10 protein-coding genes and 1 tRNA gene are annotated in these 13,927 nt (G+C 69.8%); 7 read left to right on the plus strand and 4 right to left on the minus strand.

Features of this window, described 5'->3' with window-relative positions; genetic code table 11:
* Window positions 1–39: 39 nt before the first annotated feature.
* The 4 genes from ACWGSK_RS16260 to ACWGSK_RS16275 all read left to right on the plus strand — a co-directional run bounded on the left by ACWGSK_RS16260 (window position 40) and on the right by ACWGSK_RS16275 (window position 4,027).
* A complete protein-coding gene (locus ACWGSK_RS16260; RefSeq protein WP_358508516.1) occupies window positions 40–786 on the plus strand; it encodes a maleate cis-trans isomerase family protein in 747 nt (248 codons plus the stop codon).
* Window positions 787–901: 115 nt separating this feature from the next.
* Entirely contained in the window at window positions 902–1,639 is a 738-nt protein-coding gene (locus ACWGSK_RS16265) for a GntR family transcriptional regulator (protein WP_358508515.1), read from the plus strand.
* A gap of 323 nt (window positions 1,640–1,962) precedes the next feature.
* On the plus strand, window positions 1,963–2,910 hold the full coding sequence (locus ACWGSK_RS16270; RefSeq protein ID WP_452456125.1) for a hypothetical protein: 948 nt from the start codon (window positions 1,963–1,965) through the stop codon (window positions 2,908–2,910).
* Window positions 2,911–3,244: 334 nt separating this feature from the next.
* Window positions 3,245–4,027, plus strand: coding sequence for a hypothetical protein (locus ACWGSK_RS16275; RefSeq protein WP_452456126.1), 783 nt, complete (start codon window positions 3,245–3,247; stop codon window positions 4,025–4,027).
* A 399-nt stretch (window positions 4,028–4,426) separates the two neighbouring features.
* Here the strand turns inward: ACWGSK_RS16275 and ACWGSK_RS16280 are convergent, their stop codons facing one another.
* Window positions 4,427–5,893 carry an NAD-dependent succinate-semialdehyde dehydrogenase gene (locus ACWGSK_RS16280; RefSeq protein ID WP_452456127.1) on the minus strand — a complete coding sequence of 489 codons (1,467 nt, stop codon included), beginning with the start codon at window positions 5,891–5,893 and terminating at the stop codon, window positions 4,427–4,429.
* Between the two features lie 140 nt (window positions 5,894–6,033).
* Here ACWGSK_RS16280 and ACWGSK_RS16285 point away from each other — a divergent pair, with 140 nt between their 5' ends.
* Together ACWGSK_RS16285 and ACWGSK_RS16290 are read left to right on the plus strand one after the other, a co-directional pair.
* Window positions 6,034–7,284: an aspartate aminotransferase family protein gene (locus ACWGSK_RS16285; RefSeq protein ID WP_452456128.1), complete on the plus strand. Its 1,251-nt coding sequence runs from the start codon at window positions 6,034–6,036 to the stop codon at window positions 7,282–7,284.
* A 149-nt stretch (window positions 7,285–7,433) separates the two neighbouring features.
* Window positions 7,434–7,509: transfer RNA gene (locus tag ACWGSK_RS16290), tRNA-Arg, on the plus strand.
* 267 nt (window positions 7,510–7,776) lie between these two features.
* Here the strand turns inward: ACWGSK_RS16290 and ACWGSK_RS16295 are convergent.
* Complete coding sequence (locus ACWGSK_RS16295) at window positions 7,777–8,082, minus strand: hypothetical protein (protein WP_452456129.1); 306 nt, start codon at window positions 8,080–8,082, stop codon at window positions 7,777–7,779.
* Window positions 8,083–8,223: 141 nt separating this feature from the next.
* Between ACWGSK_RS16295 and ACWGSK_RS16300 the strand changes: the two genes are divergently transcribed.
* Complete coding sequence (locus tag ACWGSK_RS16300; RefSeq protein WP_452456130.1) at window positions 8,224–9,471, plus strand: D-arabinono-1,4-lactone oxidase; 1,248 nt, start codon at window positions 8,224–8,226, stop codon at window positions 9,469–9,471.
* A 13-nt stretch (window positions 9,472–9,484) separates the two neighbouring features.
* Here the strand turns inward: ACWGSK_RS16300 and ACWGSK_RS16305 are convergent, their stop codons facing one another.
* Window positions 9,485–12,259: a DEAD/DEAH box helicase family protein gene (locus tag ACWGSK_RS16305; protein ID WP_452456131.1), complete on the minus strand. Its 2,775-nt coding sequence runs from the start codon at window positions 12,257–12,259 to the stop codon at window positions 9,485–9,487.
* A gap of 69 nt (window positions 12,260–12,328) precedes the next feature.
* A complete protein-coding gene (locus ACWGSK_RS16310) occupies window positions 12,329–13,579 on the minus strand; it encodes a multidrug effflux MFS transporter (RefSeq protein ID WP_452456132.1) in 1,251 nt (416 codons plus the stop codon).
* Window positions 13,580–13,927: the final 348 nt, after the last annotated feature.

Raw genomic sequence — 13,927 nt, forward strand, 5'->3', positions numbered from 1 at the left:
CCACCGGCCACGGAGAGCGCCTCGAACCAGAGGAGAGACATGACCCGCGTCGGATTCCTGTATCCCGGCCACAGCGCAGAAGACGACTACCCGGCCTTCGCCGACCTGCTCGACGACGTCGAACTACCCCTCGTGCACACGCTCATGCGCGAGGACGCCCACCGTGTGGACGCCCTCCTTGACGTGGGCGGTGAGGGCGTGCTCGCCAAGGGGGCGCAGGAGCTCGCCGCCCTGGAGGTCGAGGCCGCGGTCTGGGCCTGTACCAGCGGCAGCTTCGTGTTCGGCTGGGAGGGGGCACAACGCCAGGTCCAAGGGGTGCGCGACGTGGTGGGCGTGCCCACGTCCAGCACCTCCTTCGCGTTCGTGCACGCCCTGCGCCAGCTGGGGGTCTCAAGGGTCGCCATCGCCGCGACCTACCCCGACGACGTCGGTCAACGGTTCGTGGACTTCCTCGACGACGCGGGTGTCTCGGTGGTGTCCCTGGCCAGCCACGGCATTCCCACCGCCGCCGAGGTGGGGCGCCTGGAACCCGACGACGCGGTCGACTTCGTCATCACCAACGACCACCCGAGGTCGGAGGTGGTCCTGGTGCCGGACACCGCCTTGCACAGCGCCGACCTCATCGACCCCATGGAGGCGCTCCTGGGCAAGACGGTGCTCACCGCCAACCAGGTGAGCATCTGGGAGGGGCTTCGGTTGGTGGGGCGGTGCGGTGCGCGCAACGGGCCCGGCAACCTGTTCCGATCGGGCGCCTCCACTGTCAGGGACCCGTTCGTCGCCCGTTAACCTCGGGGGCCGGTACATGTCCGGTTCGTCCGCTTGAGTCCGGCCCCCGTGTTCGCGGTCGAGGTGTCGACCGCCCGTCAGGAATCCGAATCGAGTCCCGAGAAGGGAAGACCCCATGTCATCCCCTGGTCAGCTCAGACCCGTTCCACGGCGCTCCACCGCCGAGCTGATCGCCGACCAACTGCGTTCGGCGATCATGTACGGCTCCCTCTCCCCGGGGGACCAGCTGGGCGAGGCCGAGCTCGCCGGGCGCTTGGGGGTGAGCCGGGGACCGCTCCGCGAGGCGATGCAGCGTCTGGTCCAGGAGGGTCTGCTCCGCAGCGAACGGCACAGGGGCCTGTTCGTGTGCGAGCTGACCCCCACGGACGTGCGGGACATCTACGTCGCCCGACTCGCGGTGGAACGTGCCGCCTGCGAGCTGATCATGAGGGGCAACCGGGGTGAGGCCCTGGCCCGCCTCACCCCCGCCGTCGACCGGTTGGCGCAGGCCGCGGCCAAGGGGGACCGTGAGGAGATGAGCGACGCCGATCAGGAGTTCCACCGGACCCTGGTCAGCTGCTCGGGCAACTCGCGGTTGGAGCGCATGGCGCAGACGCTGCTGGTGGAGACCCGTATGTGTCTGACGGTGATGCAGGACGTCTACCCGGAACCGGAGGAGCTCCTGGAGGAGCACCGGCGGATCCTGGACACGATCGTCGAGGGCGAGGAGGAACGTCTGCTCGCCCTGATCGAGTCGCACATGATCGACACCGTCGAACGGATCAACGCCGAGGGCGGGAACGGACCCGGGGACGGTGACGAGGGAGGCACCGGGGAGACCGGAGCGCTCCCCGAGACCGGCTCGGGGAACTGAGCCCGCGCGGTGAAAAGGGAACAAAGGGTCGGATTCCGAGTGACTCGGAACCGACCCCTTTTTCATGCTCGATCGGGGCGTAGTGACTCCGTGCGAATAAATCGGTTGAATGGGTTGCGAAACGGTGGGTGGCCCGTGCTAGCTTCTATTTCGGGCAGCGCATTAAGTCCATTTAGGGCATAGGCCTTGGGGTGAGTTCCGTCGGGACACGGCCCAAGGGCCCGTGTCGGACTTCGCACCGAGGTCGAGTACCTCCCGCCGGCCCCTCACACCCCTCGACGGTCCCGAGCCGTCACCGTCCCCACGGTGGAAGGAAACCCCAAGTGTTCGGACACCACGGTCCCGCGAGCGCCTCCGGCGCGCGCACCGCCGTGCTGTCCGACTCCTTGCGTCGGACCATGTTGTTGCTCGGACTCCTGGCCGGGGCCTTGGTCGCGGGCTGGGTCCTCGGCGTCACCGACGCCGAGGCGGAGGAGGTCTCCGTGGGGGCGGACACCGTGACGGTGGACGCCGCGGTCACGGACGCCGTCGGTCCGGTGGTGGACACCCTGGAGACGGAGACCGAGGAATCGGTCGATCAGACAGAGGTGGCCGAGTCATCGCAGGCCACCGAGGTTCCCCAACCGCTGGAAGCCGTCGAGGCCCCCACCGTCGTCGAGACCTTCGAGACGACGGAGACCGCGGAGGTCGCGGAGACCGGGCAGACCAAGGAGCCACGACGGCTGACCGACACCGTCGCCCAGACCGGTCGGGAGGCCACCGTCTCTGTGCGCGAGGTCTCCGAGACCGAAGTTCCGGAGATCGTGGTCGACGGCGATGACCTGGCGGAACCCGTTCAGCGGGCCGTCGACGAGATCACCCGGACGGTCGACGATCGGCTCGACCGGGTGGAGACCCCGCCCCGGCGGGAAGCGGCACCGGGCCCTGCCTCGGGCGAGGAACCGGCGACGCAGCCGGAGTCCGTGGAGGACCGGGACGACGTACTCGTCATCCCTGAGAGCCAGCGTTCCGAGACCGTCGTCGACCTGCTCGAACACGCTGATCCGACCGTGACCGGGTCCGACACGGCCACGGGTGACACGCCCCTCCGCGACCAGCACGGATCCACCCCGACCGGCACCGCCTCGCAGGGAGCGGTCACCGGGCTCGCGGGCCACCTGTCCTCCGTGGGCACCCTCATCCCGGCCCTCGCCTTCGAGGACGCCGCCCGGCACGTCCTGCGCGCGGTTCCCACCGCCGTCGCCGACGAGCCCACCTTCGCCCCCGACTAGCGGGTCCCCTCCGGCATCCAGGGTCCTTCCGCCCAGGTGCCTCCCCGTCGCCTCGACACGCCCCGGCTCGAACCGGAAGCGGACCGACGCGACCCACGGACCCGCCCAGTCCCGGCCCGCCACCACGGCACGTTCCGGCCGATCACCTGGGGGCCGACGTGAGCCCCGCTCTCACCTTCGCGCACCATGCGTGCCCGACGAAAGCGGAGTTCAGGTCGGTCAACGGTCCACCGGACCCGAAGACCGAAACTCCCCCGATCGAGGGCCGCCCCACCCCGAACGTGTGGCGCCATCCGATCGGGGCCCGCAAACCAAGACATCCGGAAGGACTCCCATGCGCAACACCGCCCGCACCACCGCCAAGGCCCTGCTCATCGCCGCCGGCACCGCCGGCTTCGTCACCCTCGGCAGCGGCTTCGCGGCGGCGGACACCGTCGGGGACGTCACGGGCGCTCTCGGCACCGACTTCCCGGGGCAGCTGCCCGCCGTCGACACCGCCCTCCCGACCACGGCCCTGCCCGAGGTCGACCCCACTCTGCCCTCCGCCGCCCTGCCCGGGGTCGCCGTTCCCGAGGTCAACGGGGTCGTGGGAGCCGCCCAGGACCAGGTCGACTCCGTCGAGGGGACCGTTCCGCGCGTGAACGTGCCCGAGGTGGACACCGACGGCTACCTGGCCGCCGCCCAGGGCACCACCGTCATGGTCGACTTCCTCTCCCAGCAGGCCCGCGGTGACGTCGACGCCGTCGCCGCCGAGGCCGGTTCCGTGGTCGACCAGACCGTGTCGGGCGTGGGCACCGACCTGGACGGTGTGGACGACCACGCCGTGGACACCGCCACGGGCGTCACCGACGGCACCGTCGAGGACCTCGACGTCCCCGCGACCGACGTCGTGGACACCGAGGTGCTGCCCGAAGCCCCCGCGGCCGGCGGGGTGGAGGACACCGTCGAGGGTCTCACCGAGGCCGACGACCTGGCCGAGCTGGAGGTCGTCGACACCGAGATCCTGCCCACCGACGAGCTGCCGACCGACGCCCTGGACACGGACGTGACCGGTGCCGACCCGGTCGGCGGCACCACCGACGCCCTGGGCACCGACCTGACCGACGGCCTGCTGTAGCCGTCGGTTCGACCGCGCGCCCCGCGCTGTGACACGCGGGTGCGCGCGGCCCCGGGCGGTTCGAGGGTTGATCCGCTCCGGAACGGGCGTGGTGGGTTCCGTGGGGGGTCCGACCACGCCACCCGGAGCAAGCGGGATCAGGGGGCCCTACCGCCCGGGGTCTCACCGGAAGGTCCCGGGAGGGGACGGCGTGTACCCGTGGCAGCGACGGGGAGCCGGCGTCACCCTTCCCGGGACCCTCGCGAACAAGGCCGCCGCGCCCCGAGGTACGGGGCGCGGCGACCCATGTCCGAAACCGCGCTTCTCCTTTCATTGGAGGGATATCAAGGAGGCGCGAATAGGTGATTATCGGCTATTGCTGAAATCGTGTTCCGGTCTTTCTCTTTCGGGGTCTACCGGCTAGGAAATTCCGCCGATCCCCACGTATTTGACGTCGAGGAACTCGTCGATGCCGACTCGCCCGCCCTCACGACCCAGCCCGGAGTGCTTCACCCCGCCGAACGGGGCCGCCGGGTTGGACACCACGCCCTGGTTCAGCCCGACCATGCCGGTCTCCAAGGCCTCACTGACTCGGAACGCGCGGTTCAGGTCCCGGGTGTACAGGTAGCTGACCAGGCCGAACTCGGTGTCGTTGGCGGCGTGGAGTACTTCCTCCTCGGTGTCGAAGGGCATCACGGGCGCCACGGGACCGAAGATCTCGGTGGTGGACAGCTCCGCCGCGAACGGCACGTTCGCCAGCACCGTCGGCTGGTAGAAGTGCCCCGGCCCGTCCCCAGGGCCACCGCCCACCAGTACGTTCGCCCCACGTTCGACGGCGTCGTCGACCAGGCTCTGCACCTTCCGCCGAGCCTTCTCGTCGATCAGCGGACCCACGTCCGCGTCCTCGTCCAGGCCCCGACCCAGCCGGAGCGCGCCCATGCGTTCGCTGAGTCGGGCCGAGAACTCCTCCGCGATCCCCGACTGGGCGTAGATCCGGTTGGCCGCCGTGCACGCCTCCCCGATGTTGCGCATCTTGGCGAGCATCGCTCCGTCCACGGCCGCGTCCAGGTCGGCGTCGTCGAAGACGATGAAGGGCGCGTTGCCACCCAGTTCCATGGAGGTGCGCAACACCTGGCCGGCGCTCTGCTCCAGCAACTTGCGACCCACCGCCGTCGACCCCGTGAACGACACCTTGCGGATCCGGCCGTCGGTGAGCAGGGGTTCGGTGAGCCCGCCCGCGTCCGTGGTGGGCAGGACGCTCAGGACCCCCTCCGGCAGACCCGCCTCGGTGAGGATGTCGGCCAGCGCCAGCGCCGACAGAGGGGTCTGCTGGGCCGGCTTGAGGATCATCGTGCACCCCGCCGCGATGGCCGGCCCGATCTTGCGGGTTCCCATCGCCATGGGGAAGTTCCAAGGGGTGATGAGCATGCAGGGGCCGACCGGCTGTCGCATGACGAGGAAGCGCGACTTGCCATCCGGTGAGATGGAGAAACCACCCTCGATCCGCACGGCCTCCTCTGAGAACCAGCGGAAGAACTCGGCGGCGTAGGCGATCTCGCCGCGCGCCTCCGCGAGTGGCTTGCCCATCTCCAGGGTCATCAGAACCGCCAGGTCCTCCTGGCGCTCCATCAGCAGTTGGTAGCTCCGGTACAGGATCTCGCCGCGCTCCCGGGGTGAGGTCTTGGCCCACTCCGGCTGGACACGCGTCGCGATGTCCAGGGCTTCGAGCCCGTCCTCCTTACTCGCGTCGGCGACATCGCACAGAACCTTGCGGGTGGAAGGGTCCTCCACGGGGAATGTGGACCCCGTGGACGCCTCACGCCACTTCCCCCCGAGGAAGAGCGTCTTGTTCACCTGTGCGACGACCCGTGCTTCCCGATCCGACATGCCTTGCTCCTCAGTCGACTTGTGGTCAGAGAACTGCCCGGCGTGCGTCCGCTGGACACCGCCGCGTCCCGGATGTTTCCATAGCAGTGTCGATTGTCAACAATCCTACGGAACTCGATACAAGGAATTGAGGCCATCGCATGGCGGAGCTCTCCCCGGTCCTCAAGCAGGCGACCCCGGTCGTCGCCGCACGAGGTGAGGGTGTCTACATCTACGACGAGGACGACCGCCGCTTCCTGGACTTCACGGCCGGGATCGGTGTGACCAGCACCGGACACTGCCACCCCAAGGTGGTCGCCGCCGCCCAGGAACAGGTCGCGACCCTGATCCACGGCCAGTACACCACCGTGATGCATCGTCCCCTGCTGCGACTCACCGAACGCCTCGGCGAGGTCCTGCCCGAGGGCGTCGATCGGCTGTTCTACGTCAACTCCGGCAGCGAGGCGGTCGAGGCGGCCCTGCGTCTGGCCCGCCAGGCGACCGGACGCCAGAACGCCGTCGTCTTCCAGGGCTCCTTCCACGGGCGCACCATGGGCGCCGCCTCCCTGACCACCTCCGGCACCAAGATCCGCGCGGGCATCGGGCCCCTCGTTCCCGGTGTCGTGGTCTCGCCCTTCCCGTACGCCTACCGGCTGGGCATGTCCGAGGCCGACGCCGTCGCCTACGCCCTGCGTGAGCTCGACTACCAGTTCGCCACGGTCACCTCGCCCAAGGACACCGCGGCGGTGTTCATCGAACCGGTCCTCGGAGAGGGCGGCTACGTCCCGGTCCCGGACGCGTTCCTCCAAGGGTTGCGCGAGCGCGCCGACCGGCACGGGTTCCTGCTGGTCATGGACGAGGTGCAGACCGGTTTCGGTCGCACCGGAACGTTCTGGGGGCACGAGCCCTCCGGTGTTCGCCCGGACATCGTCATCACCGCCAAGGGGCTCGCCAGCGGGTTCCCGCTCTCCGCCATCGCCGCCTCCAGCGCGATCATGGACAAGGCCTGGCCCGGATCCCAGGGCGGGACCTACGGCGGCAACGCCGTCGCCTGCGCCGGTGCCCTGGCCACCTTGGACGTCATCCAGGAAGAGGGACTGGTGGAGAACGCCGCCCGTCAGGGTGAGCGCCTGCAGCAGGGGCTGGCCAAGATCGCCGAGGCCAACCCGGCCATCGGCGACGTGCGAGGTCGCGGCCTGATGCAGGCCTGCGAGTTCGTGAAGGCCGATGGTTCACCCGACGGGGAGACCGCCCAGCGTGCCCAGCAGGCCGCCGCCCAGAACGGTCTGCTCCTGCTGACCTGTGGCCCGGCCGGCAACGTCGTCCGGTTCATCCCGGCGCTGATCGTCGACGGCGGCCAGGTCGACACCGCCCTAGAACTGTGGGCGGCATCCGCGGAGGAAGCGGTCTGACCTGCACGGATGCCGCCGGTCCGCCGGCGGCGTCCGGATGGCCCGCGTCACACCGGAAATTGGCGCGAACCCACTCCCACAGCGTGATAGAGTCGGAGACGTCGCAAGGGAGAGCCCAGCTCGAACAAGCGACACACAACTGAAAACCTGCACTCGTAGCTCAATGGATAGAGCATCTGACTACGGATCAGAAGGTTGGGGGTTCGAATCCTCCCGAGTGCGCCACCTTGAGACAGTGGAGAAGAGACCCGGCTCGCCAAGGCGAGTACCGGGTCTCTTCTTGTGTTGCCTCGAACCCCACGTCGGGCATGCGCAAGCAGCCCGGACGGCCTCCTTCGTGACGGAAGGATGCATACTCCGATGCCGCCACAACCCATCATCGTTCTCCCCGTCGAGCAGGACGGGTGAGCACTGGTCATGGCAGTGTTGTCCACATCGGAGACATGGGTGGTCCGCACTTCGATCGACAGGGGCCGGCACCGAGTGGCCCGCCTATTCCATTGGTTCGTCCGTTGTTCGACGTTGGGTGTTCAACCGCAGGGTCACGAGCAGGGCCACACCGGCCGCGATCAGGGCGATGGCCCACGAACCCACCGGGGCCAAGGCCGTTTCGCACCAGCCCGAGCCGATGGTGGTCTGGTGGGACAGGTCCTCGTAGGAGAACCACCCGAAGGACCGCTCGGGCATGGGGTAGGACCACCAGCCCGCTCCGCAAGGTCCGGTGGGGACCAGTCCGAGCGCGCCTCCAGCGGCGATCAACGCTATGGCGAGCGCGCGGATGATCTGGACGGGGGACATGGTTCTCCTCGAAGCCGGGGGTGCCGGGTAGGACGCTCCCATGCCCTCTCCGGTTGCCGTGGGCCCGGAAGGCCGGTCTGGTAGCGTGCCCGCTCCGAACTCTGGGATCGCTCCCAGATGGTGACCCCCTCTGGAGGCCCCATGACCGCCTCGCCCACGCCGGCCCGTAACTGGGCCGGCAACCTCACCTACACCAGCCCGCGTATCCACCGGCCGACCAGTGTCGACGAACTCTCGGCCCTGGTTCGGGAGACCACACGGATCCGGGCATTGGGCAGCGGGCACTCCTTCAACCAGGTCGCGGATTCGGAACACGACCTGGTCCGGTTGGACGCGCTCCCCAAGGAGATCGAGGTCGGCGATGACACCGTCACCGTCTCCGGAGGCACCCGGTACGCGGACCTGGCCGCAGAGCTGCACCGGAGGGGGCTCGCGCTGGGCAACCTGGCGTCGTTGCCGCACATCTCGGTGGCCGGCTCCTGCGCCACCGGCACGCATGGGTCCGGTGACCGACAACGGTGCCTGGCGGCGGCGGTCCGCGGGATCGAGCTGATGGGCGCCGATGGGGAGACGGTCCGGTTGGGCCGGGGCGACGACGCCTTTCCCGGATCGGTGGTGGCGCTCGGCGCGTTGGGGATCGTCACCCGGATCACCCTGGAGATCGAACCCACCTTCGAGGTCTCCCAGCGGGTCCGACTCGACGTGCCCCTGGACGAGGTCGCGGAGAACTTCGACGCGGTCTTCGGGGCGGCCTACAGCGTCAGCCTGTTCACCGACTGGCGCGAGCGAAGTGGGAGGGTCTGGCTGAAGCGACGCGTGGACGAGCCCGGGGACGCGTGGTCCGGCGGTCGTACGGCGAACGTTCCCCAGCACCCGGTCCCGGGCGTACCCACCGAACCCGCTACCGAACAGCTGGACGTGCCCGGCCCGTGGTGTGATCGGCTGCCGCACTTCCGTCCGGAACTGCCCCCGAGCGCCGGTGCCGAACTCCAGTCCGAGCTCTACCTGCCTCGGGAGGCCGCTCCCGAGGCCTTCGCGGTGCTCAGGGAGATCGGCCACCACATCGCCGAGGTGCTGTACGTCGGGGAGGTGCGCACGGTCCGCGCCGACGACCTGTGGCTGAGTCCTGCTCACGGCCGCGACTCGGTGACCTTCCACTTCACCTGGCATCGGAACCCGGAGGCGGTGACCCCGGTCCTGCGGGAGGTGGAGGAACGGCTCGCCCCGCTGGGCGCGCGCCCGCACTGGGGCAAGCTCACGACACTGCGGCCCCTGGAGGTCGTTGGTAGGTACGAACGGGCGACCGACTTCGCCGGCCTATTGGAGCGCTTCGACCCGACCGGGAAGTTCCGCAACCCCTTCGTCGATTCCTACTTCCCCCGGGGTTGAGTCGGGGGCGGATTCACTCCCAGGCCAGGCGGCGGGCGGTGGAGACCTCCAGGGGTGCGCTGCCCTGGTGTGCGGCCAGCAGGGCCCGACCCGCCTCGTTGCGTGTGTGCACCGCCTCGCCCAGGGACACCCACCGGTTCCACGCCCGCTCGAAGGCCAGCGCCCCCTTCTTGTTGCGGGCCAGGACCGACGGCACCGCGTGCAGGACCGCCACGGTGGTGTCTTCCCCCGCCCCCTCGGCGGGTGTGGTGAGCACATGTCGGGGGATCAGGTAGCGCAGGTCACCGACCAAGGGTGCGAGGACCTCGTCCAGGGACTCGGCGAACAGTTCCGCAGCAGCCGGGTCGGTGAGGGTGAATCGGTACACCCCGTCGGTGTCCACGTGCACACGCACCCCTTGTGCTCCGGTGTCGGACAGGTCCGCCGAACACAAAGCCTCGGCGACCGCGCACGCGTAGCGGGAGGTGTCCACCGGTCGGCGAGCCAAGGATCTGAGGCGTGCGGCCTCTCGGCGGGTCCGGCCGAGCCGGCGCCACCAGTGGATGCCCGCGGCCGTACCGAAGACGAGGGCGAGCACGATCGGCCACTGTGTGAAGGCCGCCGCCACCAGGCACACGGCCATGAGCGAACTGAGCACCCAAGTGGGAAGCAGGTCCCGGCCCGCGGGGAGACGTCGGGGTACGGGCACGATGCCCTGTTCGCCCACCAGCACCTCGGGTGGTCCGGGCACGGCCACGTCCACTCCGGCTTCCGCGATCTCGGCCCGGATCTCTCGCCGCTCGTACACCCGCAACGTCGGCAGCAAGGTGTCCTCGTAGCCGGTGCCGAGTCGCCACCGGTCCCGGGTGCCGTCCCGGTCGGCCGCCCGCTTCAGCATTCGCGTGTTGAGCGGGGCCGTCTCCGCGGGCGGTTCGTAGGGGGAGAGCTCGGGGTCCACATGCGCGACCCCGCTCATCACCGCACCGTCGGCGCCCACACCCAGGTAGCCCTCGTGTTTGCGTACGAACCGGTCCCAGTCGGCCGCCCCGCGCGGGTGTTCGTGGCTCACGCACACCACGGTCCAGGTGTGCGCGACCTTCTCCGGCCACTCCGGATCCAGCCGCAGCGCACGCCCCCGGCTCTGCACCACGGCGGTGGGGGTGGTGGCGGTGGTCAGGTCCACCACCGTGTTGACCCCGCGCGCGTCCCACCCCTCGCCGAGCAGGGCGCGTGTACCCACCAGGACCTGGGAACGGCCGCTCTCCAGGAAACGCGTCACCGCCCCCACCCAGGTACGTGAGGACCAGGAACCCTCGACCACGTGCAGTCCGTCCACCTCACGGACGGACAGGTCGGCCCTGGGCACTTCCGCGCGGGCGAAGTCCAGCAGCGCCATCGCGGTGCCGGCACCGGCCGCGACGGTGCGTCCGGTGACCAACACGGGATCCAGGTCGCGGGTACGCGGGTCCTCGGCCAGCCGGACCACCTGGAGCCAGGCCGAACCGGCGTCGTCGGGAAGCACCCCGCGCAGCGCCGCGAGGGCTCGCGCGGTGGCGCGTTCGTGGTCGCACAGCACCAGGGCGCGCAGCCGCGTTCCGATGGCGTCCCGTTCCGTGGCGAGGATGTCCACGGTGGCCAGGGACTTGGCGGAGCTGCGAGCCAGCACCCGGTCCACCGGTGAGGCGCCCCTGCGGATTCCACGGCGGGTCAGGTGGTATCCCACGGAGGGCAGGGCGGTGCGGATCCGTTCGCGTGCCTCCTTGTCCTGTGGGGTGTCGGGGTTCAGGCAGTGGCGGGCGTAGTCCCCGATCAGGGTCGTCCAGTCCTCCGCCCGTGGCGGGTGCCGATGTTGTTCGTACACGCGGGCGCCGTCCGGTCGGGCGATCAGTCCCTCGTGGTGCAGCCGCAGCACGGCGTCGGTAAGTTCGGGGTCGTCCGTGGCGAGGGTCCCCCAACCCAGGCGCCCACCCTCGGCGGTGTCGCGGGAGACGAAACGGGCGTCCAACCAGGGCAGGAAGTCGGTGCTCGCGAAGCCGGGTTCGAGCAGCTCGGTGCACATCGTGCTGAATCGGGTGCCCTGGCCGGCGAGGTACTCGTGTTCGGTGAGGGTGGGTTCGATGACGTACACGAGCTCGGCGAAGGGCGCCAGGTAGCCGTCACGGACCAGGGCGGGGATGGACGCACCGGTGATGGGCGACCCGAAGAGTCGGTCGACGAGATCGCGTTCGGTGCCGGTGAGACTGCCCGCCGGCGTGCCGGTCAGCCCGATCACGTGGGCGTCTGGGAGTTCGTCGAGGATCTCGGCGAGAAGACGCCCCCACACTTGCAGCAGGTGGTGGCACTCGTCGAGCAGAAGGGTGAGCGGACCCGCGTCGTGCAGGGCGTCGATCAGGGCACGGCCGTTGGGGTGCAGTCGGTCGCTGACGGGGGTCGGCGAGCGCCCCTCCTCGTCCGTTTCGGCGTCGGGGTCGAAGACCGCCAAGGACTGGTAGGTGAGCACGTTGACGGCGTCCCCGAGGGAGCGGTCACCGCCGGCGTCGCAGCCCTCGGGGCGTTCAAAGGATTCCCAGTGCCGGATCCACTGGCCCTGGATGGCGGTGTTGGGCGCCAGCACCACGGTTCGGCGTCCTAGCCTTCGGGCGGCCTCCAACCCGACGAGGGTCTTGCCCGAGCCCGGCGGGAGCACGATCCAGGTCCGCCGGTCCCCACGGCCCCAACGGTGGTCCACCTCGTCGAGGGCGGAGAGTTGGTAGGGGCGTAGCTCCCCGGGCCAAGCGGCCTCCGCCATCCTCATCGCCGTTTCGGACATCCCCTCAGGGTAGGTGGGAGGGCCCCGAACCCACCGGTCGGGGCCGTGACCGGTGGGTTCGGAGTCCGTTCAGACGGCCGGGGCGGGAGTGCGACGGGCGGCGTACAGGAACACCGCCAGTGCGCCCACCGCGGTCAGCAGCATCACCGTGGTCATGCTGACCAGGGTGGCGGCGCCGGTCAGGCCGGCGGTGGCCGCGAGACCGGATCCCACCGCGAACTGGAGCGTGCCCAGCAGCGCCGAGCTCGTTCCGGCGATCTCCGAGGGCTGCCCGGAGAGCGCCATCGCCGTGGCGTTGGGCGAGATCAGCCCGGTGAAGAGCATCATCACGAACAGCGCGGCGGTGACGTTCAGCAGGTCGGCGTGTCCGGAGACCGCCAGGAGACCCATGACCAGCACCGAGGCGATGGCGCCCAGGAGCCCCACGCCCAGCCGGCGGCGCAGCTCCATCCGTCGGATCAGCGCCACGTTCACCTGGTTGCCGAGGATCATCCCGAGCGTGGTCACCCCGAAGACCAGACTGAACTGCTGGGCGGTCGCGTCGAACTGGTTCTGCGAAACGAAGGAGAACGCCGAGATGTAGGTGAAGCTCATCCCGAAGCTCAACGCCAGGACGGCGGTGGGCGCGATGAATCCGGGGTCGCGCAGCAGCCGAATGAAGGTCCGGGCGAGCACACGCGGGTCCTGCCTGGTGCGACGCTCCTCGGGAAGGCTCTCCGGGAGGGAGAAGTACACCAGCGCGAACGTGAGAGCGCCGGCCAGGCCCAGCGTCCCGAAGATCAACTGCCAAGGACCCAGGTACAGGAGCTGCCCCCCGAGCAGTGGTCCGAGCATGGGCGCCAGCCCGGTGACCAGCATCAACCGAGAGAAGAAGGTGGCGGCGGTGTCGCCGTGGAACACGTCTCGCACGACCGCGCGGGACACCACCAGGCCGGCCGCCGCGGCCAGCCCCTGGACGAACCGCAGCACCATGAACGTCTCGGTCGACGTCACGAACATGATCGCGAAGGTCACCGCGGTGAACACACCGGTGCCGACCAGGAGGGGCATACGGCGTCCCCAACGGTCGCTGAGAGGCCCCGCGACCAACTGACCCAGGGCCAGGCCGGCCATGACGGCGGTCAGGGTGAGCTTCACCCGGGATTCGGTAGACCCCAGGTCGGCGGCGATCTGCGGGAGCGCCGGCAGGTACAGGTCGGTGGCGAGCGGCCCGATGGCGGACAGCGCGGCCAGGACGAGAACAAGCAGGGCGGCGGGACGCGTCGGAGTCGCGACGGCGGTGTCCGGCCGCTCGTTCGGACGCACAGTGGTCAGGCTCACGAGCTCTCCAGAACAGGGTGGAAGAAGGTACAGGGCGACCTGGGGGTCGTGTGTTGGGTCGGCGCCGTGAGCCACCTTCGGGTGGGGCACCTGGGACGTGCCCTACGTGGGGACACTTCCGCGTGCAACGGATGTCCAAGGGATGGTGATCCCGACTTGACCAAGGATTCCCGGTGATCCGAACCACAGGCCCGCAAACCCTGCCACCGCGGGTTTCCCGTATTCGTGAGCGCGCTCACTCACCTGTTCGTCGGGGCGCGGGGTGCCCTTCGTCGCGCATCGGAGCCGATCGAAGAGGTCGTGCCGCTCAGGACTCCGGGGCGGAAGGGGTGGGTTCGCGCGGGGTCG

This window comes from Nocardiopsis sp. NPDC055551 (genome assembly GCF_053619415.1).